Below are 19,570 nucleotides of genomic sequence, written 5' to 3'. Positions count from 1 at the left end.
TCAGGAGTTACGCACAAGAAAATCTGAGATCTCGATCCCCCTGGTTCCCCTTAAAAAGGGGGTTTGGGGGATCGGCTGCGTAAGTTCTGAAGGTATTGGCGATCGGTGAAAGCAAGAAAGTTTATGGTTTATGGCTATGACTGGCGATCCTGAAATGTTGCTAGAAGCAACAAAAACAGCACTCCAACAAGAAGACTATCAAGGGGCGATCGCTCATTTAGAAATCCTCTGTCAGACAGAAAATATTTCCATCGCCGAGCAACAAACTCAGCCAGCAACTTCTAGTAGCAATATCAAATACCTGCTCTCCCTTTGCCGACTCTTAGCGCAAAGCAGCAATCTCCAAATCGAAGAGCTGAGGGAGTTTCTAAGCAGAAGAGCAGAGGAGACTATGAGACTAGGAGCAGAGGGAGCAATTCTAGCCACCAGCCACCAGTCACCAGCCACTTTTCTCCAATTCAAGCAAGCACCAAGAGCGCAACGCTGGCAGCCATTACCAACTATTAATTTGATTCCATTTTGGTTGTTACAGTGCGGTAGCGCGATCGCTCTATTTTGGTCGATCCAACAACTCATTGAGTTGGCGATGGGATTGACTAACGATTTATTGGTAAAACTCCCCTATCTAGAACCGTTTCAGCCGTTCTATCACGACCATACTACCAAGATCGTATTCGTATTAGTGCTGTTGCTAGCCCTATCCCCTTGGTTGATAGATGGGTTACTGAGATGGTGGCACGGGCTTCAACACCTATCTCTGGAAACTTTGGCAATTTCCAGCCCAGAAGCTAGCAGGCTGCTACAGCGCTCTTGTCGCCAGCACCACTGTCGTTTACCTCAGTTACGTCTGTTACCTACAACCGTGCCTCTGATTTTCACTTATGGCAACCTGCGCCGCACGGCAAGAATAGTCGTAAGTCAAGGTCTGCTAGAGCAACTCGCAGATGATGAAATTGCCGCTATCTATGCAACACAATTAGGGCAGATAGCTAATTGGGATTTTATCGTTTTATCTCAATTTATATTAGTTACTCAGTTACCCTACATAACCTATTCCCAGTTATCGCAGTGGGGCAACAAGATATCGAATAAAACTCTACAAGCCTTTATCGCGATCGCCGCTAACTTTGCTTATGGACTGTGGTTGCTTCTACGTTTACCTACGTTTTGGCTCTCTCAGTTACGCATATACTACAGCGATCGCCTTGCCGCAGAATTAACTGGTAATCCTAACGCCCTCAGTCGCGCCATACTCAAAATTGCCCGTGGTGTGGCTCAAGATATTCAACAGCAAGGACATACCAGTTGGTTGCTAGAAGGTTGGGACTTACTCGCAATTATCAGCTACAAACAAGCGATCTCCCTGAGCAATCTCCATTCATTACCCGAATTAGAGGCAGCTTTAGCCTGGGACTGCACGAATCCTTTGCGCTACTGGCTTAGCATCAACCAAGCTCATCCCTCAATGGGCGATCGCCTCCAACGGCTGAATCAAATTGCCCACTTTTGGCGCTTGGATACTGAATTAAATTTACGAATGAGTCGGGAGTCGGGAGTCGGGAGTCGTTGGGGGACAAGGGGGACAAGGAAGCTAGAGGAGAACGATCGCGCACCACACCCCACACCCTTCTTTCTTCACGACTCGCTATTATTACAAGTTTCTCCTTACTTAGGAGTTCTCCTCGGTGCTGCTTTTAGCAGTTTTATGTGGCTAATTGGATGGCTCGGCGGTTACTGGTTGGGTAATCCTTACTTAGCGTGGATGTGGGGTGATTGGTGGATCGTGCGCGGTAGCTTGGCGATTGGCTTGAGCCTCGGTATTTTTCTGCGGCTAAATGCTTTATTTCCAGAAACAAAGTCTACCAGCTTGCTAAATCGTCCCAATCTTGCCGAGCTGTTGTCTAATCCCGATTTATTACCAGTTGTCCCGCAGCCTCTCCGCCTCCAAGGTAAGTTGTTAGGACGGCGCGGTATTGGCAACTGGTTCGGACAAGATTTACTGCTGCACTTACCAACTGGCTTAGTCAAGCTGCATCATGCTTCTTGGCTGGGACCCCTCGGCTGTCTTTTGCTTAGACCCTCTACCGACCCTACCGATTTAATTGGAAGGCATGTTATTTTAACAGGCTGGTTCCGCCGTGGGGCTACGGCTTGGATCGATATTGAAATTTTACGAACTCAAGCCGGTAAAACCAGTACCAGCAGCCATCAGGCTTGGTCGATTGCACTGGCGATCGCCGCTACAATTTGGGGCGTGTACGTGATTGTAAAGGGAGGCAGTTATTAATTATCAGTTATCAGTTATCAGTTATCAGGGAGCAGGGAGCAGAGGAGAATAACAACCAATTACCGATTACCAACTACCAATTACCAACCAATAATGTAAAGATTAATTGCAAAATCCTAGTTGTTTATGTTACATTTATTTACATAAACAACTAAAGTCCAGATCTAGCTGCAAGTTAAAGCGACCTAACGTCTTACGCTTCGGTTAGTTTGGGTCAGGTTTTTCTCCTTCCAACACAGCAACAGCCAGACCAGCCACAGGCTGGTTTTTATTTCAGGAGTTAGTGAGACAGGTATCGCATTTCTATACTCAATAGCCCGATCCGAAGTTAAAAAACTGACAATAAGCACAAATCTATTTTGAAAACAATATCTATAGTGTCAACCGTGATATTTTAGAAGATGGTGTCAACTTTCCAGGCGATCGGAAATATCATCAGGAGTCAAACGCCGTTGCGATCTAACCGCCAAAACTGCGCAGTCAAGCTTTTAGATCGTACCGTAGCATGATAAACTTATCAGTCTTTGCCAATACAATGAATTGGATTTTAGAAGTTGACAGTTTAAGGCAAAAGTTAGTTGGCGACGGTTTGCGGCGATTCTTGCCACTATTCACCTCACCCTCCTGTCAGAAATTTTGTTAACAACCTTAATTGCATCCAAGTTGAGAGGTACATTTCATGCCAGTCCGTTTATACATTGGTAATTTGCCAAAAGATGAAGTCGATCGGCAAGAGTTGCAAGCAGTTTTTGCTGATGCGGGTAGTAACGTGACTACAAAAGTCATTAAAGACCGCAAGACCGGAAAGTGCCGTGGTTTTGGTTTTGTTACTGTCAATAATGACGAGCAAGCAGACGAAATCATCGAGAAATATAACGGCTATATGTTTAAGGAAACGCCACTAAAGATTGAGAAGGCGTTGCCTCGTAACAAAGGTCAAGAAGAGGAAGACCAAGCCCCTGTTGCTAGTAGTGCTAATACTGGAGATGCTCCTGTTAGTAGCAACGCAGAAAAAAGCGGTGGCAATAAGCGTAGTGGGAAAAAACCTCGTCGTGGTGGTTCTGCCGGAACTTCTACAGGCTCGTCTGATGCTGAGGGAATTCGTCCCGATCCTCGTTGGGCTTCTGAACTAGAAAAGCTGAAACAGATGTTGGCAGCTCAAACTACTAATGGATAGGCATCTGATTGAGGGTTAGGTGTTGGGAGTCAAGGATTGTTTGCAATTAGCGGTTGACGATTAGCGAATAGTTGTTGTCAGCTGTTTCTCATCTGCACTCCTACTCTCCCCCTATACTCTCTGAGTGGGCGTTCTAGTTGTTAGAGTGACTGCGACATGAACTCAGCCTTGCCTCAGAATCTTCTGGGAAAAAATGTGCTAAGCGATCGCTCTAGAGGCATATGGAAAAAGTCGGATATTGAATGTATTCAATTAAATTTTCAAATATTATATAGAAAATAAACTTATACATTAAGTCAAAAATTATACAAAATCAACCGGAGGTTTTGCTCGTATACTTAGTTGTTTTTATACTTAAATTTCATAGAAAAACTCGCTCGTCAGTTAACTCTTGCCAACAATAACTAATTGAAGCTGTGCTTTAGGTAAAGAGAACTTGCAGCCATGCAACCTTTCTTAAATATTTTTTGACATACCTAACTGTCATCAATAAAAAGTAACAGTAGAAATCTATCTTTTGGAGCGGATAATCCCTAAGGAAGATTTGTATGCATGGCAATTCATCCACCTAGAGGATGCGATCGCGTGTGGTATTGTGTAAATTAAACTTAATAAACTTTAGGGGTAAAGACAGAAGCCTTTGTAAAGTCTCCTTACATTCACCCCTGTTACGGTGCAAATTCAATAGCCACAAAGCTATGAACAACAAAAATCAAAAGCGAATTGCCCTAATTTCAGTCCACGGCGACCCTGCGATTGAGATTGGGAAAGAAGAAGCTGGAGGGCAGAACGTTTATGTCCGCCAAGTGGGTGAAGCATTGGGTAAACTGGGATGGCAGGTTGATATGTTTACCCGCAAAGCTAGCGCCGAACAAGCAAAGATTGTCGAACATAGCGAGAATTGTCGGACAATTCGCTTAACCGCTGGTCCTGAGGAATTCGTTCCGAGGGACAATATTTTTGGTTATGCCTCGGAGTTTGTCGAAGCATTCCTCCAGTATCAACAGCAAACTGGTTATCGATATCCTCTAGTGCATACCAACTACTGGATTTCTAGCTGGGTGGGCATGGAATTGAAGAAAGCCCAATCCATCAAACAAGTCCATACATATCACTCTTTAGGCGCAATTAAATATAAGTCGGTTGCAACCGTACCACTGATTGCCTCGAAGCGGTTGGAAGTCGAAAAAAGGGTACTAGAAACAGCAGAGCGGATTGTTGCCACTAGCCCGCAAGAAAAAGAACACATGCGATCGCATGTCTCTACCAAAGGTAATATTGACATTATTCCTTGCGGTACAGATATTCATCGCTTTGGCGCGATCGACAGCAAAATTGCCAGACAACAGCTAGGAATTCCCCCACAAAGCAAAGTTGTCTTTTATGTCGGACGATTTGACGAGCGCAAGGGAATTGAAACTTTAGTGCGAGCAGTTGCCCAGTTGCAATTGCGTGGCAAAGAAGACATCAAACTGATTATCGGTGGTGGTAGCCGCCCAGGACAAAGCGATGGCATCGAGCGCGATCGCATTGAAGGTATTGTCAAAGAATTAGGGATGAGCGATTTTACCTCCTTCTCCGGACGGCTAGGCGATGTCGATCTACCTGTTTATTACGCCGCTGCCGATGTTTGTGTCGTTCCCAGTCACTACGAACCATTTGGTCTAGTTGCCATTGAAGCAATGGCAAGCGGTACGCCAGTAGTGGCTAGCGATGTCGGCGGATTGCAATTTACTGTCGTCCCAGAAGAGACAGGTTTACTCGCTCCACCTAAAGATGATGCAGCCTTTGCTGTTGCTATTGACCGAATCTTGAGCGATACTGCCTTCCGAAATCGCCTCGGCTCATCAGCAAGACAACGGGTAGAAGATATGTTTAGTTGGGAAGGAGTCGCCAAACAACTAGGCGAGCTTTACACCAAACTGATGACAGAAACATCAACCGTCGTACCCACGAAGAAAAAAGCTATTAGCGCGTAATGAGTGGTGCGTGGTGAGTGGTGAGTGGTGAGTGGATGATTTCCTTGCCAATTGCCACTCGTCACTCTTTTCCTACTCCCTGCTCCCTGCTCCCTGCTCCCTATTCACAGCAACCCGAGGCAGACGGTGCTTAAAGCCGCAGAGGATTTCCCAAGAAATTGTTTTTAAGACTGCTGCCCAATCATCAGCAGTAATTTGTTCTTTACCTTCTTGTCCGAGGAGAGTGACGACTTCTCCAACTGCTACATCTGGAATTGCCGTCACATCTAGCATTAACTGATCCATAGTAATAGCACCAATTTGGGGGATGCGCCGACCGCAAATCAGAGCCTCCATGCGGTTAGAGAGATTGCGCGGTACGCCATCAGCATAACCAATTCCCACCACAGCCAAACGGAGTTCGCGATCGCTGGCAAAATGATGTCCGTAGCTCACGCCTGTATTGGGGGGGATAGTTTTTACCTGCGTAATTCGCGCTTTGACTTGCAGTACGGGTTTCAACTGGACAGAACTGCTGAGATGAGCTGCTGGGTAGAGTCCATACATTGCTAACCCCACACGTACCAAATCGTAATGTAGATCGGGGCTAGTCAAAGTAGCAGCTGAGTTGGCTAAATGCAGCAATGGAAGAAAGACACCAGCCGCTTGAACCTGTGCGATCGCCGTTTCAAATCGCTGCTGTTGTTGCTGCATTATCCTGCGGTCTGGGTTTTCTGCCGTTGCCAGGTGAGAATAAATACTAGCGATTTGCAAATGCGGTAAAGAATGGACTAGCTGCACGAACTCTGTTGCTTGTTCCCACAGGGGTCCAAGGCGAGACATTCCCGTATCGAGTTTGACATGAACTGGTAAATTACCACCCGTAGTCGCAGCCAAAGTTTCAGAGAAGACCAAAGCTTGTTTGGGGTCGCACAGCGTCGGTTGAAGTTGCCAGTGGGCGATCGCCTTTAGTTGTTCCGGCGTATGCGTTGCACCTAAAATCAAAATCGGCGCGTCAATTCCTGCTTGGCGCAGTTCAATTCCTTCCGGTATGGTTGCCACACCCAACCAATTTGCTCCAGCACTTAAAGCTGTACGTGCCACCGTCACCGCTCCATGACCGTAAGCATCTGCCTTCACAACTGCCATTAACGCTGTTTTAGCCGCTAGCAAGCCCTTGAGTTGCCGCACGTTATGGGCTAAAGCACCTAAATTGATTTCCACCCAGGCTCTTTGACGCAATCCACCCACGACATCATTACTAAAAACCGTCTTCTCACTCTGCTCCTGACTCAGCATCCCCACTCCTCTTGTTTTCAGTGACCAGTTACCAGTTATCAGTTATCAGTTGTCAGTGTAGAGACGTTACATGTAACGTCTGTACAAAGTTATCAGTTATCAATGACTAGTGGCTGGTAGCTGGTGGAACCAGAATTAGCCCCCTTGTCCCCCTTGTCCCCCTTGTCTCCCTTGTCCCCCTTGTCTCCCTTGTCCCCCTTGTCCCCCTTGTCTCTTTCCACGCACCACGCACCACTCACCACTTAATTAATGACAAATGACGCAAATATGAGTAATTATGTTAATATCTTGTAAAAAAGTTGGCTGCTGCGATACTCAATGGCTAAGGTATTAGTCCTGAACGCCTCTTACGAGCCGATTAACATCACGAGCTGGCGACGGGCAATTGTATTGCTAATTAAAGGCAAAGCGGAGCAAGTCGAACACAACGGCAAAGTCATTTACGCCGAGTTTCCCTTGCCGACTGTCATCCGCCTGCGTCACTACGTTCGCGTCCCTTACAAAGAAATTCCCCTTACCAGACGTAATATCCTCCATCGAGACAGTCACAGTTGTCAATACTGCGGCTACATCGGGGAGGATTTAACGTTAGATCACGTTCTACCGCGATCGCGTGGCGGGATGGATACTTGGGAAAACATCGTTACTGCGTGCGTCCGCTGCAACGTCAAGAAAGGCAGTCGCACTCCATCCGAGGCACACATGCATCTGCGCCATCCGCCGCGCAAGCCCTACAGCAGCCTCTACTTTGAAGTCACCAAGCATCTCAAGAGCGGTCTGCATGATGAGTGGCAAAAGTATGTCATCGGTCTTTAATCGACCTCTGGCTGAATAGTTGCTATAGAGCTATGATGAGAAATAGAATTTGTATTTCATCCCAGCGCCGGATTGAGTAGCATAACCGTTGATGCCTAAAATAATTGCAGTAAAAAATTGCAGTCACTGTGCGATGAGGCTGATACAGTTTATCGAGTAATAGTAACATTTTTGACCACAATTTTCGCTTCACACGCATACGATAGTATTTATGCCCTTGAACTCGTTCAAGCAGCTTAATAGTCTGCCTTCCACTTCCAATAGCGAGCCTTCTGTTGAAGAAGTTGAGATAGATATGGGATCTGCGGTCGCAACCCAAGAACCATCTCTCGCTCCCTTGTCCGGCGATTCTGGGACTCAACCAGTTGGACGCAACAACAATGGTTCTTCCACCACGTCAAAAGTGGAAGCATTGCGGCAAGTTTTAGAGCGACATCAGCACGAACGACATTTAGTCTTATTGCAAGACTTCCCCGACCCCGATGCTCTTTCGTCGGCGTGGGCGTACCAACTCATCGCGCAGCAATATGATTTGCAGTGCGACATCGTTTATGCCGGAACCCTGAGCCATCAAGAGAATATTGCTTTAGTCAAACTAACGGGACTACCAGCGCAGCGCCTACCAGTTCAAACAGCTAAAAGCAAAGACTTATCTGGTTATAAAGGTTACGTGCTAGTTGACAACCAAGGGACGACAAGTCAACTACTCTCGCTCGTTTTAGAAGCAGGTTTGCCACTCATATCGGTCATTGACCATCACAGCCTGCAAGGAGAACTCAAGCCAGAGTTTGCCGATATTCGTCCCAACGTTCGCGCCACAGCCACAATTTTGACCCAGTACTTGCAAACAGGGTTACTGGTACTCGATAGTAGCGTCGGACAACACGTCAAATGCGCCACTGCCTTGATGCACGGCTTGCGTTCCGACACCAGCAGCTTAATGCAAGCACAAGAAGAGGATTTTCAGGCAGCAGGCTTTTTGAGTCGATTTTACGATTACCAATTGCTCAAAGCCGTATTGCAGACCAATCGCTCCAAACGGGTGATGGATGTGATCGAGCGATCGCTGAAAAATCGTATAGTTCAAAATAACTTTTCTATTGCAGGTGTGGGATACCTACGTTATGACGACCGCGATGCTATTCCTCAAGCAGCTGACTTTTTAGTCACAGAAGAAAACGTCCACACGGCTGTCGTTTATGGTATCGTTCACGACGAAGATGAAGAACTAGAAGTTGTCATCGGGTCGCTACGTACCACCAAACTCACCCTAGACCCCGACGAATTTCTCAAAGAAGCTTTCGGACAAGACAATCAAGGACGCTTCTTCGGCGGCGGACGTAGCGGCGCGGGTGGCTTTGAAATTCCGATGGGCTTCTTATCTGGCAGTAATGAAATTTCTGCGTACGCCAAAATGAAATGGGAAGTCTTCGACGCTCAAATCAAGCAGAAGCTTCAACGACTGGTCAACCCACAAGATAGTCCGATTCAGACTGAATAGGGGCTTTTTCAGTGACCAGTGACTCCTGACCAGTGACTCCTGACCAGTGACTCCTGACCAGTGACTCCTGACCAGTGACTCCTGACCAGTGACCCATTACCAATTCCATAATCCAAAATCTAAAATCGTATTATGGAATTGTATTTAATCCGTCACGGTATTGCTGAAGAAAGAAGTCCTGATGTGGAGGATGAAAAACGGGAATTGACAGCCAAAGGGCGGGAAAAAACCCAACAAATAGCAAAACGCCTCTACGAACTCGGCTTGCGATTTGAGCTAATTTTGACCAGTCCTCTCGCTAGAGCAAGGCAAACGGCAGAAATCTTGCAAACTTGTGGATTGAGTTCTCAAATTAAAGAATCTAGCCACCTGTCTCCAGAAGGAGATTTTCGTCTGTGGTTAAGCTGGCTAGAACAAAAGCAAATGCTGGCTACTGATACTCAACTAGCTTTAGTCGGTCACGAACCAGATTTGGGACAATGGGCAGAAATGCTGATTTGGGGAAAACTCAAACAAGAGTTAGCATTTGCTGAAAATTCTCTGGATGATGACTCTGCTGCCCTAGTTCTGAAAAAAGCAGGTATCATTGGTATTAACTTACCAAAAGTCAACTCTCCCGTGGGTCGAAGCCAACTGTTTTGGCTAGCTCCACCGAAGTTTCTGCTCTAGATAGCATATAATTCTGGTAAAACTAACTACACAAGGCAAGTTTTTGGTAAGTTAGCTTGAGTATTGTCTTTTCTATGCAGCCAGTGTAGCTATGTCCGTTTGCGAATTTAGACCAGGTCTAGAAGGCATCCCTGCCGCCCAATCCGGTATCAGCTTTGTCAACGGACAACAAGGGATACTGGAGTATCGCGGCATCCGCATCGAAGAGTTAGCCGAAAAAAGTAACTTTTTAGAAACTGCCTACCTCTTAATTTGGGGTGAACTTCCAACTCAGCAAGAGTTAGAGGAATTCGAGCATGAGGTGAGACATCATCGGCGAATTAAGTATCGCATTCGGGATATGATGAAAAGCTTTCCTGAAAGCGGTCATCCGATGGATGCACTACAAGCCTCAGCAGCGGCATTAGGCTTGTTCTATTCTAAACGCGACTTAGAGAACCCCGTATACGTCAGAGATGCCGTCGTGCGGCTACTAGCAACAGTACCGACGATGATCGCAGCGTTTCAGTTGATGCGGAATGGCAACGACCCCGTGCGCCCCCATGACGGCTTGGATTACTCCGCAAACTTTCTCTACATGCTCAACGAACGGGAACCAGACCCATTAGCTGCACGGATCTTTGATGTTTGCTTAATTCTCCATGCCGAACATACGATGAACGCTTCCACGTTTTCGGCACGGGTAACGGCTTCAACGCTAACCGATCCTTACGCTGTAGTCGCTTCAGCAGTTGGTACTCTCGGCGGACCGCTACATGGAGGAGCCAATGAGGAAGTGATTACGATGCTAGAAGAAATTGGCTCGGTAGAAAATGTCCGTCCTTACTTAGAGGACTGTATGCAGCGCAAAGCTAAGATCATGGGCTTCGGTCATCGAGTCTACAAGGTGAAAGACCCGCGAGCAACCATTTTACAAAAATTGGCAGAGCAGTTATTTGAAAAATTCGGCTACGACAAATACTATGACATCGCCGTAGAGTTAGAACATGCCGTAGCAGAAAAACTGGGCGGGAAAGGCATCTATCCTAACGTTGACTTTTACTCTGGCTTGGTATATAGAAAGATGGGTATCCCTACGGACTTATTTACGCCCGTATTTGCGATCGCCCGCGTAGCAGGTTGGCTAGCTCACTGGAAAGAACAGCTCGTCCAAAACCGTATTTATCGCCCCACCCAAGTCTACAACGGTCATCACGATGTCTCCTATACTCCAGTTCATTTGAGACAGTGAGTCGTGAGGAGTGACTAATGGCTAGTGACTGGTGAGTAGACATAAAAAGCTGACTCTGCTAGCCACCAGCCACTATCTACTCACCAATTACCTAACTATAGACAAACCTCGAATACAAGTATAAGTACAACTTCTCAAGTACTCTGCTTTGCTGTGAGCCAGCGAACGATATACTAGGCAGTGGAATGTTAAAAAAATCTTCATGAAGAGGAGTAAAGAGTGAGGAATGAGTTTAGTGTTTGCACTACTCGCTACTCACTACTCGCTACTCACTACTCACTACTCACTACTCACTGCTTACTTCTTACCAAGTGCAAAGCATGAATTCAGGAATAGACCTGCAAGGTACTTTTATTGAAACCCTAATGGATTTGGGACTACCTGCGGATGTAGCCAAAGTCATATGGATGCCACTGCCGATGATTTTAATGATTATTGGCTCGACAGTGGGGGTGTTGGTATGCGTGTGGTTGGAGCGGAAAATTTCTGCTGCCGCGCAACAGCGAATTGGTCCTGAATATATCGGTCCATTTGGTTTACTAGCTCCTGTAGCTGACGGTTTGAAACTAGTCTTCAAGGAAGATGTGGTTCCAGCCAAATCAGATTCGCTACTATTTACCCTCGGACCCATCATTGTTGTCATTCCCGTGTTTCTGTCTTATTTAATCGTGCCGTTCGGACAGAACTTGGTAATTACTAATGTAGGGATGGGAGTTTTCTTATGGATTTCATTGTCGAGCATTCAGCCGATTGGTTTGCTGATGGCAGGCTATTCTTCCAATAACAAATACTCCCTACTCGGAGGCTTACGAGCAGCAGCGCAGTCAATTAGCTACGAAGTTCCCCTTGCTCTATCAGTGCTGGCGGTTGTCATGATGTCTAACAGCCTTAGCACCATCGACATTGTGGAACAGCAATCGGGCTACGGCATTTTAGGCTGGAACGTATGGCGACAGCCGCTTGGTTTTGTCATTTTCTGGATTGCAGCTTTAGCAGAATGCGAACGGATGCCCTTTGACTTACCAGAAGCAGAAGAAGAACTGGTGGCGGGATATCAAACCGAATACGCTGGCATGAAATTCGGTCTTTTCTACTTGGGTTCCTATGTTAACCTCGTCCTTTCTGCCTTAATGGTAGCTATTTTATACCTCGGTGGCTGGGAATTTCCCATTCCCCTAGACATTCTTGCTGATTGGGTAGGAGTGAGCAGAGATAGCTCTTGGTTGCAAGTCGTAGATGCTGCTTTAGGCATCACGATGACACTACTCAAAGCTTATTTCCTCGTCTTTATTGCCATCCTACTGCGCTGGACAGTGCCCCGCGTGCGGATCGACCAGTTATTAGACTTAGGATGGAAGTTTTTGCTGCCTGTAAGTCTAGTTAATTTACTTTTGACCGCAGCACTGAAGTTAGCTTTTCCCTTTGCCTTCGGCGGGTAATGGGTAATGGGTAATTGGCGATCGGCTACCAATTACCAACTACCAATTACCAATTGCCTATGACCTTAAAAGAGAGAAACACCACAGTACCATGTTGAAATTTCTCAAGCAAATTGGCGATTATGCCAAAGAATCAGTTCAAGCAGCTCGCTATATCGGTCAAGGGCTAGCAGTAACCTTCGACCACATGCAACGGCGACCGATTACAGTTCAGTACCCCTACGAAAGACTGATTCCCTCGGAACGCTTTCGCGGCAGAATTCACTTTGAATTTGATAAGTGTATTGCTTGTGAAGTGTGCGTTCGTGTTTGTCCGATTAACCTACCTGTAGTCGATTGGGAATTTGACAAACCATCGAAAAAGAAAAAACTCAATCACTACAGTATTGATTTTGGCGTTTGTATTTTCTGCGGTAACTGCGTGGAATACTGCCCGACAAACTGTCTATCCATGACAGAAGAATACGACCTCTGTACTTACGATCGCCACGAACTCAACTACGATAACGTAGCTCTAGGTCGCTTACCGTATAAAGTTACCCAAGATCCAATGGTTACGCCACTGCGGGAACTCGTTTACTTGCCCAAAGGCGTACTCGACCCGCACGATCTGCCAGCAGATGCCAAACGAGCTGGTATGCTACCAGAAGAAATTGTCAAGCAAGAAGAACAGACTGCTCAGTAGGTAACGGGTAATAGGTAATGGGTAAGGGAATCAAAAGTCAAAAGCTAAAAGTCAAAAAAGATCGACTTCTAACGACAACCAACTACCAATTACCAATTACCAATTACCAATTACCAATTTGCAAAGGATAAAGAGTTGTGAACATAGCACAAGGGGTACAGATTGTTTCGTTTGGCATCTTAGCAGCGATGATGATTGGGGCAGCCTTGGGAGTGGTGCTGCTGTCCAATATCGTCTACTCTGCTTTTTTATTAGCAGGGGTATTTATCAGTATTGCGGGAATGTACTTGTTGCTGAATGCTGATTTTGTCGCCACGGCTCAGGTGCTGATTTACGTCGGAGCGGTGAACGTACTGATTCTATTCGCGATTATGTTGGTAAACAAGCGCGAGGATTTCGCCCCGCTGCGGAATGCTTGGGTACGCCCGACATTAACTGCGATCGTCAGTTTAGGATTATTCGCGCTGTTAAGTACGATGGTGCTGGCAACGCCTTGGGTATATTCTACTGGCGTGACACCTGGTAATAATTCCATCGTCTCGATTGGACAACATTTCTTCAGCGACTTCTTGCTACCGTTTGAACTGGCTTCAGTTTTGTTATTAATGGCAATGGTAGGGGCAATTATTTTAGCGCGGCGGGAATTTTTGCCAGAACAAATAATTTCGCCTCGTAAAGAACAACCCGTATTGACATTGCCAGAACGTCCGCGCGAACTCATTACCGTGTCGGGCGATCGCACCAGCAATTTAAGTAAAGACAAGCAAGCCAAAGGCAACTCTTAGATTTAGATACTCGCAAGCCAAGAAATAAATGCAACTCCAGTACTTTCTCATTCTCGCCGCCGCCCTATTTTGTATTGGGATCTACGGCTTGATTACCAGTCGCAACGCCATCCGCGTCTTGATGTCAATTGAATTGTTACTCAATGCCGTAAATTTAAACTTGATGGCATTTTCTAACTTTTTAGATTCACAAGCAATTAAGGGTCAGGTCTTTACTGTATTTGTCATTACCGTTGCTGCGGCTGAAGCAGCTGTAGGATTAGCAATTGTGTTAGCGATTTACCGTAATCGCGACACAATCGATATGGAGCAATTCAATCTACTAAAGTGGTAGTTGAGTGCAGTTAAAGCAAGTCATCATCGCTCATAAAGCAGGAGATTCCCTCAGTCGCCGCTGGGCAGAAATTTGCGCCCAGCAGTTAGAAGACCGTGGCTGTAGAATACTGATGGGTCCGAGCGGTCCCAAAGACAATCCTTATCCAGTATTTCTCGCCTCAGCAGTTGCACCAATCGACCTAGCGATAGTTCTAGGAGGCGATGGCACGGTACTCACAGCTGCAAGGCACTTAGCTGCTGAGGGAATCCCTATTTTAGCTGTCAATGTGGGTGGAAATTTAGGTTTTTTAACCGAGTCATTTGAGAGTTTTAAAGATTCAGAACAAGTCTGGGATCGCCTGTTAGAGGATAGATACGCGGTTCAGCGGCGGATGATGTTACAAGCGGGACTTTATGAAGGCAATCGCTCGCAGATAGAAAGAGTTAGCGATCGCTTTTTAGCATTAAATGAAATGTGTATAAAACCCGCATCTGCTGACCGCTCGATCACCTCTATTCTAGAAATGGAAATTGACGGGGAAGTGGTCGATCAATATCAGGGTGATGGGTTAATTATTGCGACTCCCACTGGTTCCACAGGCTACACCATTTCCGCCAATGGACCCATCGTTCATGACGGGATGAAAGCGATTACCGTGACTCCCATCTGTCCGATGAGCCTTTCCAGCCGACCGATTGTTTTACCACCTGGTTCCGTCGTCAGCGTGTGGGCTTTAGGCGATTACGAATTGAATACTAAATTATGGATGGATAGTGTTTTAGCAACTGCAATTTGGCCCGGACAGCGAGTTGATATTCAGATGGCAGATTGCGACGCTAAATTTATTATTTTGCGAGAAAATTATTCTTATTATCAAACTTTACGCGAGAAATTACAGTGGGCGGGAGCGAGAATTCAATATACTAATAATCACCGGAATTGAGCGCTATTATTGCTCCTCAAATAGAGAGCGAGGTAATCTTGACTGCCGAATAATAGATTGCAGAGTACCTATACGTATCTCCGACTAGTTCGGCACGGGAACAGTAATTGTTGTATCTTCGGTTCGCTTTTGCATGATAATATGACTGCCACGCTGCCGAACTTTAATCAACCCAAATTGTTCGAGAATTTGACAAACTTCTTGAGCGGAGAGAACTCGCAGCCTACCCAATCGCAACCTCCAACCTAGTGATAAATACTTCACCGTGCAATCGAGTTTCTATTTCAGTAGGTTCTGCTGTTTCAAAAAATAATTCTAATGCTTCAATTAAATTATTTCTTGCTTCCTCAACTGTACTACCTTGACTGGCAATATCCAGCTCTGGACACAAAGAAACGTATCCATTTTCTTCCCGTTCAATAATTCCTGTAAACTGCTTTATTTGTTTCATGGATATAGAGACATAAATTGTAGGTCAGATAATTGTTTACCGTTACTAAAATCTTAGCATTCATCTAACCAAATCTCAGCAAAACGTTCCGTTGTCCATCCTACAAGATCTGAAACTTGCCCGTCGCCAATTTCAACAATGCGTTTAACTCCGTCTCTACGTTCTACCACATCTACGGAGAAAAACTTACTATTAATTCTTTTCGCACATTCTTCTACAATAGTTGGAATTTTCTTTTCTGAATTGGCAGCAAACACTCTACCATTAATAACAAAGTAACGCCGCTCGGAATCCGATATAAAATCTTCAACTCGTCGAACACAAACACCACCTTCAATTGTGCCGCTAAATTTTTGCATTTCATCCACAACGATTTTAATATCTGTTTGTAAACATACAGCCTGAGCGAAATAGGCTTCATCGAGCTATTTCGGATTAAAATAATCGCTAGGAAAAAGAAATGTTAACATATCCAAACTGACATACCATTCAATAGAATAAATCAGTATATATTCAATAAAATGAAAATAGGTGAAATTTAGCGCTGAATCGAGCATGATGAAAAAGTCTTTCGAGCTGCAAGGGCGATCGCTCTGCTGAGAGCGGTTTCAATAAGCGGTATAAATAAGCTATAGAAACGACTTATCATAATACCCAACGGTTGGTTAACGGCTGATTATGAGTTACTGCCTCAACCCTAGTTGCCAGAAGCCTTTGAATCCCAAAGGAACGCCCTTCTGCCACAGTTGCGGCAAAGAAATTCAGCCGCTGCTGCGCTATCGCTATCAGATCGTCCGCCAGTTAGGAAGCGGCGGGTTTGGTAGAACTTTTTTGGCAGAGGATACAGACAAGCTAAATGAACTGTGTGTTGTCAAGCAATTGGTATCGCAATTTCCAGGAACCAAAGCTTGGCAAAAGGCAAATGAGCTGTTTCAGGAAGAGGCACAGCGCCTACAACAGTTAGGGGAACATCCGCAGATTCCGGCGTTATACGCCTACTTTGAACAGGATAACTACCTGTATCTGGTACAGCAGTTAATTGTAGGGCAAACTTTGCAGCAGGAAGTAGAGCAACAAGGGATATTTAGCGAGGAAAAAATTTGGCAACTGTTGAGTGACTTATTGCCAGTTCTCCAGTTTATCCACGCCCATCATGTGATTCATCGGGATCTCAAGCCAGAAAACATCATTCGCCGTCAGAGTGACGGTAAACCAGTTCTGATCGATTTTGGCGTTTCCAAGCAATTATCGGCAACGGCGATCGCTAGCCCAGGAACAAGCATCGGCTCCTTTGGTTATGCCTCGCTAGAACAAATGAATATTGGGGATGCCTATCCAGCTAGCGATCTCTACAGTTTAGGCGTAACTTGCTTTTATCTGCTGACCCAGATCCATCCATCTCAACTGTGGACGGAAAAAGGCTACAGCTGGGTGACAGACTGGCGACAATATCTTAAAACGCCAATTAGTCAAAAATTAGAGCGAGTTCTAGACAAGTTGCTACAAAAAGACTTTCTCCAGCGCTATCAACATGCTGATGAAGTGCTGCGAGACTTTAGCGATCGCATCCAGTTATCTGTTGACCCAGCGACAATCGAAACCCAACTACCATCAAGCGAAATTGGTAGCATCAAGGCAGATTCTAACCCTATAGGACAGCCTTCGAGTCAGGGAAAGCGACTGCAACTCAAGCGCGATCGTACTCAAGCGCTGCCCACGCTTGTTCCTCTCCAACGGTTGCAAAAGCGACTGCTAGTGGGGGGTGTTATCCTGCTATTAGGATTGCTGGGATATGGTTATTGGTATCTCAATCGAATCTCCACGATCGCAGGGCATACTGGGGAAGTTAATACGATTGATTTCAGTCCAGACGGACAGAAGTTTGCTAGTGGTAGCGACGACAAAACGATTAAAATTTGGAATTTTAGCGATCGCCGAGAACTCAACACCCTTAAAGGTCATACCAACTGGGTTTACTCTGTCGCCATTAGCCCAGATAGTCAAACTCTAGTCAGTGGCAGTAAGGATAATACAGTTAAAATTTGGAACTTGAATACGGGACGGGAACTTCGTAGCCTCAAGGGTCATGCTAGCTATGTTGATACCGTTGCCATTAGCCCAGACGGTCAAAAATTTGCTAGTGGGAGTTATGACAAAACAATTAAAATCTGGAACTTCAAGACAGGAGAGGAACTTCGGACTTTGAGGGGTCATGCTGCTGAAGTTTTGTCCGTTGCCATTAGCCCAGATGGTTTAAGGCTTGCCAGCAGTAGTACAGATAGAACGATCAAAATCTGGAATTTCAATACAGGACAGGAAATTTTCACCCTCAGAGGGCATACAGGCGATGTTAACTCCCTCGCTTTTAGTCCAACTGGTCAAGAACTGGCAAGCGTCAGTGACGATCGCTCGATCAAAATTTGGAATCCCAACACGGGACGAGAAATACGCACCTTGACGGGACATTCAGCTGATGTCAATTTTGTCACCTTCAGCCCAGACGGTCAAAAAATTGCTACGGGCAGCGATGACAAGACTATTCGAGTATGGAACTTGACTACAGGAGAGACACTAGCTACCCTGAGAGGACATTCAGCTCCGGTTTGGTCGGTTGCTTTCAGTCGAGATGGACAGACTCTAGTTAGTGGTAGTGCAGACAAGAGAATTGCTCTTTGGCATCTATCGCCGTAATCGGGAGTAGGGAGAAGAGAGCTGACTGAGGGAGCAGAAGAGAGCTGAGGGAGCAAGTCACAACTAATTCCGAATTCCGAATTCCGAATTCCGAATTCTCCCCACCCTACTCCCTGTGAATTAAAACATTTTAGGGACGCGGATTTGGTAATCTATTCTTGTCCCTAGAAAGATGCGCAATGGCTCGGCAACCCAAGATAATTGTTGTGGCGAATGGTAAAGGTGGCGTGGGTAAAACCACAACAAGTATGGCTTTGGCAGGAATTCTTGCCGAGCATTACAAAGTCTTAGCGGTCGATGCCGACGTTCAAGGCAGTTTATCTTGGTGGGTCGATCGCGGCGAACAAAAAATGGGTTTCGATTTAGTACAGGAAACCGATCCCTTACTATTGGGTAAATTGAAGCGGGTAGAGGAATACGAACTCGTCGTTGTCGATACACCACCAGCGCTCAACTCGGAATCGTTGGCAGCAGCGATCGCAGCGGCAGATTATTTATTGTTACCAACGCCGCCAGCACCGATGGATTTAGCTATCCTAGTTGAGACAGTCAGACGTGCAGTCGTACCATCAGGGGTAGCCCATCGCGTCCTCTTAACGCGAGTCGATCCTCGTAGTTGGACGGACGCGCAAGCAGCTCAAAACACCCTTAAAGAACTCGGTATTCCAGCTTGCAAGACTGTCATCCGCGCCTATAAAGCCCACGAACGAGCAGCTTTAGATGGCGTGCCAATCGTCCAGTGGCGAGGAAAGCACGCAAAAGAGGCACAATTAGATTACCGTAAAGTCGCCGACGAAATGGAGAGGGATTGGAGGAAGTTATGGTGAGAAAAAATCTATCCGATTTATTGAAAGAAGAGGCGCAAAAATCTGCCGAACCGCAGGAGATTACGGTAGAAGCAAAACTTGTTGTGGAGGAACCCACTTCAGAAGAGACAAATTCTGAATCTGCCACAAATCATCGCCGTACCAGTCCCACTAAAGCCGAACTGGAAACCACAGTGAAAGACATACAAGCAGCACTAGAAGCTGCCCAAACCGAGAATCAGGAGTTGCGATCGCAACTCCAAGACCAAAAAACTTTAGTCGAAAAAGTTGAAAAGTTGCAAGCAGAACTCGACCAAGCCAAAGAAACAATCTTGAAACTGACAGAAACAAACACTAAATCTAGCTCCAAAACAACCTCTAAATCTAACTCTAAACCCGTTAGTTCTGCCTTAGCTAGACCGGTACAATCCTACTCTTTACCTGACATGTCATCATCTGCATTTTCAGATAAAGATATTGGTTGGTTTGATTGATTTAAAAAAGTACTGTGATAGT

The 19,570-nt window shown here is 45.8% G+C and carries 19 protein-coding genes and 1 pseudogene; 15 read left to right on the top strand and 5 right to left on the bottom strand.

The features are described from left to right. The first annotated feature begins 130 nt into the window (after nucleotides 1-130). The 3 genes from M5J74_RS11855 to M5J74_RS11845 all read left to right on the top strand — a co-directional run bounded on the left by M5J74_RS11855 (nucleotide 131) and on the right by M5J74_RS11845 (nucleotide 5,443). The gene (locus tag M5J74_RS11855) at nucleotides 131-2,287 is read left to right on the top strand and encodes a M48 family metallopeptidase (protein ID WP_250016747.1); all 2,157 of its coding nucleotides are present in this window, start codon (nucleotides 131-133) and stop codon (nucleotides 2,285-2,287) included. A 679-nt stretch (nucleotides 2,288-2,966) separates the two neighbouring features. Then, nucleotides 2,967-3,464, top strand: a complete 498-nt coding sequence (locus M5J74_RS11850; RefSeq protein ID WP_015154302.1) for an RNA-binding protein — start codon at nucleotides 2,967-2,969, stop codon at nucleotides 3,462-3,464. 698 nt (nucleotides 3,465-4,162) lie between these two features. Next, a complete protein-coding gene (locus M5J74_RS11845) occupies nucleotides 4,163-5,443 on the top strand; it encodes a glycosyltransferase family 1 protein (protein WP_250016746.1) in 1,281 nt (426 codons plus the stop codon). Nucleotides 5,444-5,515: 72 nt separating this feature from the next. On the opposite strand, the gene alr is transcribed toward M5J74_RS11845, so the two are convergent. Together alr and M5J74_RS32650 are read right to left on the bottom strand one after the other, a co-directional pair. Beyond that, nucleotides 5,516-6,721, bottom strand: a complete 1,206-nt coding sequence (gene alr / locus M5J74_RS11840) for an alanine racemase (RefSeq protein ID WP_250016744.1) — start codon at nucleotides 6,719-6,721, stop codon at nucleotides 5,516-5,518. A 106-nt stretch (nucleotides 6,722-6,827) separates the two neighbouring features. Continuing rightward, complete coding sequence (locus tag M5J74_RS32650) at nucleotides 6,828-6,953, bottom strand: hypothetical protein (RefSeq protein ID WP_256498777.1); 126 nt, start codon at nucleotides 6,951-6,953, stop codon at nucleotides 6,828-6,830. An 86-nt stretch (nucleotides 6,954-7,039) separates the two neighbouring features. On the opposite strand from M5J74_RS32650, the gene M5J74_RS11835 reads away from it, so the two are divergent. From M5J74_RS11835 to M5J74_RS11795, 9 genes are all read left to right on the top strand, one after another. Then, nucleotides 7,040-7,537 (top strand): HNH endonuclease, encoded by a 498-nt coding sequence (locus M5J74_RS11835; protein ID WP_015154299.1) that lies wholly within the window; start codon nucleotides 7,040-7,042, stop codon nucleotides 7,535-7,537. Between the two features lie 211 nt (nucleotides 7,538-7,748). Then, nucleotides 7,749-9,038 (top strand): bifunctional oligoribonuclease/PAP phosphatase NrnA, encoded by a 1,290-nt coding sequence (locus tag M5J74_RS11830; RefSeq protein ID WP_106168797.1) that lies wholly within the window; start codon nucleotides 7,749-7,751, stop codon nucleotides 9,036-9,038. A gap of 132 nt (nucleotides 9,039-9,170) precedes the next feature. Next, on the top strand, nucleotides 9,171-9,707 hold the full coding sequence (sixA, locus tag M5J74_RS11825; RefSeq protein WP_106168798.1) for a phosphohistidine phosphatase SixA: 537 nt from the start codon (nucleotides 9,171-9,173) through the stop codon (nucleotides 9,705-9,707). 91 nt (nucleotides 9,708-9,798) lie between these two features. After that, nucleotides 9,799-10,938, top strand: coding sequence for a citrate synthase (locus M5J74_RS11820; RefSeq protein ID WP_015154295.1), 1,140 nt, complete (start codon nucleotides 9,799-9,801; stop codon nucleotides 10,936-10,938). A 320-nt stretch (nucleotides 10,939-11,258) separates the two neighbouring features. Further along, on the top strand, nucleotides 11,259-12,377 hold the full coding sequence (nuoH, locus tag M5J74_RS11815; protein WP_015154294.1) for an NADH-quinone oxidoreductase subunit NuoH: 1,119 nt from the start codon (nucleotides 11,259-11,261) through the stop codon (nucleotides 12,375-12,377). A 91-nt stretch (nucleotides 12,378-12,468) separates the two neighbouring features. After that, nucleotides 12,469-13,062: an NAD(P)H-quinone oxidoreductase subunit I gene (gene ndhI / locus M5J74_RS11810; RefSeq protein ID WP_015154293.1), complete on the top strand. Its 594-nt coding sequence runs from the start codon at nucleotides 12,469-12,471 to the stop codon at nucleotides 13,060-13,062. Nucleotides 13,063-13,199: 137 nt separating this feature from the next. Beyond that, entirely contained in the window at nucleotides 13,200-13,847 is a 648-nt protein-coding gene (locus tag M5J74_RS11805; RefSeq protein WP_015154292.1) for an NADH-quinone oxidoreductase subunit J, read from the top strand. A 28-nt stretch (nucleotides 13,848-13,875) separates the two neighbouring features. After that, on the top strand, nucleotides 13,876-14,181 hold the full coding sequence (gene nuoK / locus M5J74_RS11800; protein WP_015154291.1) for an NADH-quinone oxidoreductase subunit NuoK: 306 nt from the start codon (nucleotides 13,876-13,878) through the stop codon (nucleotides 14,179-14,181). A gap of 4 nt (nucleotides 14,182-14,185) precedes the next feature. Continuing rightward, on the top strand, nucleotides 14,186-15,106 hold the full coding sequence (locus M5J74_RS11795) for an NAD(+) kinase (protein WP_015154290.1): 921 nt from the start codon (nucleotides 14,186-14,188) through the stop codon (nucleotides 15,104-15,106). A gap of 6 nt (nucleotides 15,107-15,112) precedes the next feature. On the opposite strand, the pseudogene M5J74_RS11790 reads toward M5J74_RS11795, so the two are convergent. From M5J74_RS11790 to M5J74_RS11780, 3 genes and pseudogenes are all read right to left on the bottom strand, one after another. After that, nucleotides 15,113-15,337, bottom strand: a pseudogene (locus M5J74_RS11790) (type II toxin-antitoxin system HicA family toxin). Next, nucleotides 15,330-15,557 carry a type II toxin-antitoxin system HicB family antitoxin gene (locus M5J74_RS11785; RefSeq protein ID WP_015154289.1) on the bottom strand — a complete coding sequence of 76 codons (228 nt, stop codon included), beginning with the start codon at nucleotides 15,555-15,557 and terminating at the stop codon, nucleotides 15,330-15,332. Before M5J74_RS11785 ends, M5J74_RS11790 begins: the two are co-directional and overlap by 8 nt. Before the next feature lie 53 nt (nucleotides 15,558-15,610). Continuing rightward, nucleotides 15,611-15,916 carry an ATP-grasp domain-containing protein gene (locus tag M5J74_RS11780; protein WP_106217089.1) on the bottom strand — a complete coding sequence of 102 codons (306 nt, stop codon included), beginning with the start codon at nucleotides 15,914-15,916 and terminating at the stop codon, nucleotides 15,611-15,613. A gap of 319 nt (nucleotides 15,917-16,235) precedes the next feature. Between M5J74_RS11780 and M5J74_RS11775 the strand changes: the two genes are divergently transcribed. The 3 genes from M5J74_RS11775 (at nucleotide 16,236) to M5J74_RS11765 (ending at nucleotide 19,548) form a co-directional block, all read left to right on the top strand. Continuing rightward, entirely contained in the window at nucleotides 16,236-18,248 is a 2,013-nt protein-coding gene (locus tag M5J74_RS11775; RefSeq protein WP_250016742.1) for a serine/threonine-protein kinase, read from the top strand. A 179-nt stretch (nucleotides 18,249-18,427) separates the two neighbouring features. Continuing rightward, the gene (locus tag M5J74_RS11770) at nucleotides 18,428-19,075 is read left to right on the top strand and encodes a ParA family protein (protein WP_015154286.1); all 648 of its coding nucleotides are present in this window, start codon (nucleotides 18,428-18,430) and stop codon (nucleotides 19,073-19,075) included. Next, complete coding sequence (locus M5J74_RS11765; protein ID WP_106170173.1) at nucleotides 19,069-19,548, top strand: hypothetical protein; 480 nt, start codon at nucleotides 19,069-19,071, stop codon at nucleotides 19,546-19,548. The genes M5J74_RS11770 and M5J74_RS11765 overlap by 7 nt, the downstream gene beginning before the upstream one ends. The last annotated feature ends 22 nt before the right edge of the window (nucleotides 19,549-19,570 follow it).

The organism is Chroococcidiopsis sp. CCNUC1, from assembly GCF_023546805.1.
GTDB lineage: Bacteria > Cyanobacteriota > Cyanobacteriia > Cyanobacteriales > Chroococcidiopsidaceae > Chroococcidiopsis > Chroococcidiopsis thermalis.
Note: the sequence above shows the minus strand (reverse complement) of the source record. Positions and strands in the feature narration are given on the sequence as shown.

What these genes read in the sequence shown, in the direction of transcription:
- M5J74_RS11855 (WP_250016747.1), top strand. Translation starts at nt 131, where the DNA reads ATGGCTATGACTGGCGATCCTGAAATGTTGCTAGAAGCAACAAAAACA.
- M5J74_RS11850 (WP_015154302.1), top strand. Translation starts at nt 2,967, where the DNA reads ATGCCAGTCCGTTTATACATTGGTAATTTGCCAAAAGATGAAGTCGAT.
- M5J74_RS11845 (WP_250016746.1), top strand. Translation starts at nt 4,163, where the DNA reads ATGAACAACAAAAATCAAAAGCGAATTGCCCTAATTTCAGTCCACGGC.
- alr (WP_250016744.1), bottom strand. Translation starts at nt 6,721, where the DNA reads ATGCTGAGTCAGGAGCAGAGTGAGAAGACGGTTTTTAGTAATGATGTC.
- M5J74_RS11835 (WP_015154299.1), top strand. Translation starts at nt 7,040, where the DNA reads ATGGCTAAGGTATTAGTCCTGAACGCCTCTTACGAGCCGATTAACATC.
- M5J74_RS11830 (WP_106168797.1), top strand. Translation starts at nt 7,749, where the DNA reads ATGCCCTTGAACTCGTTCAAGCAGCTTAATAGTCTGCCTTCCACTTCC.
- sixA (WP_106168798.1), top strand. Translation starts at nt 9,171, where the DNA reads ATGGAATTGTATTTAATCCGTCACGGTATTGCTGAAGAAAGAAGTCCT.
- M5J74_RS11820 (WP_015154295.1), top strand. Translation starts at nt 9,799, where the DNA reads ATGTCCGTTTGCGAATTTAGACCAGGTCTAGAAGGCATCCCTGCCGCC.
- nuoH (WP_015154294.1), top strand. Translation starts at nt 11,259, where the DNA reads ATGAATTCAGGAATAGACCTGCAAGGTACTTTTATTGAAACCCTAATG.
- ndhI (WP_015154293.1), top strand. Translation starts at nt 12,469, where the DNA reads ATGTTGAAATTTCTCAAGCAAATTGGCGATTATGCCAAAGAATCAGTT.
- nuoK (WP_015154291.1), top strand. Translation starts at nt 13,876, where the DNA reads ATGCAACTCCAGTACTTTCTCATTCTCGCCGCCGCCCTATTTTGTATT.
- M5J74_RS11785 (WP_015154289.1), bottom strand. Translation starts at nt 15,557, where the DNA reads ATGAAACAAATAAAGCAGTTTACAGGAATTATTGAACGGGAAGAAAAT.
- M5J74_RS11780 (WP_106217089.1), bottom strand. Translation starts at nt 15,916, where the DNA reads ATGCAAAAATTTAGCGGCACAATTGAAGGTGGTGTTTGTGTTCGACGA.
- M5J74_RS11775 (WP_250016742.1), top strand. Translation starts at nt 16,236, where the DNA reads ATGAGTTACTGCCTCAACCCTAGTTGCCAGAAGCCTTTGAATCCCAAA.
- M5J74_RS11770 (WP_015154286.1), top strand. Translation starts at nt 18,428, where the DNA reads ATGGCTCGGCAACCCAAGATAATTGTTGTGGCGAATGGTAAAGGTGGC.
- M5J74_RS11765 (WP_106170173.1), top strand. Translation starts at nt 19,069, where the DNA reads ATGGTGAGAAAAAATCTATCCGATTTATTGAAAGAAGAGGCGCAAAAA.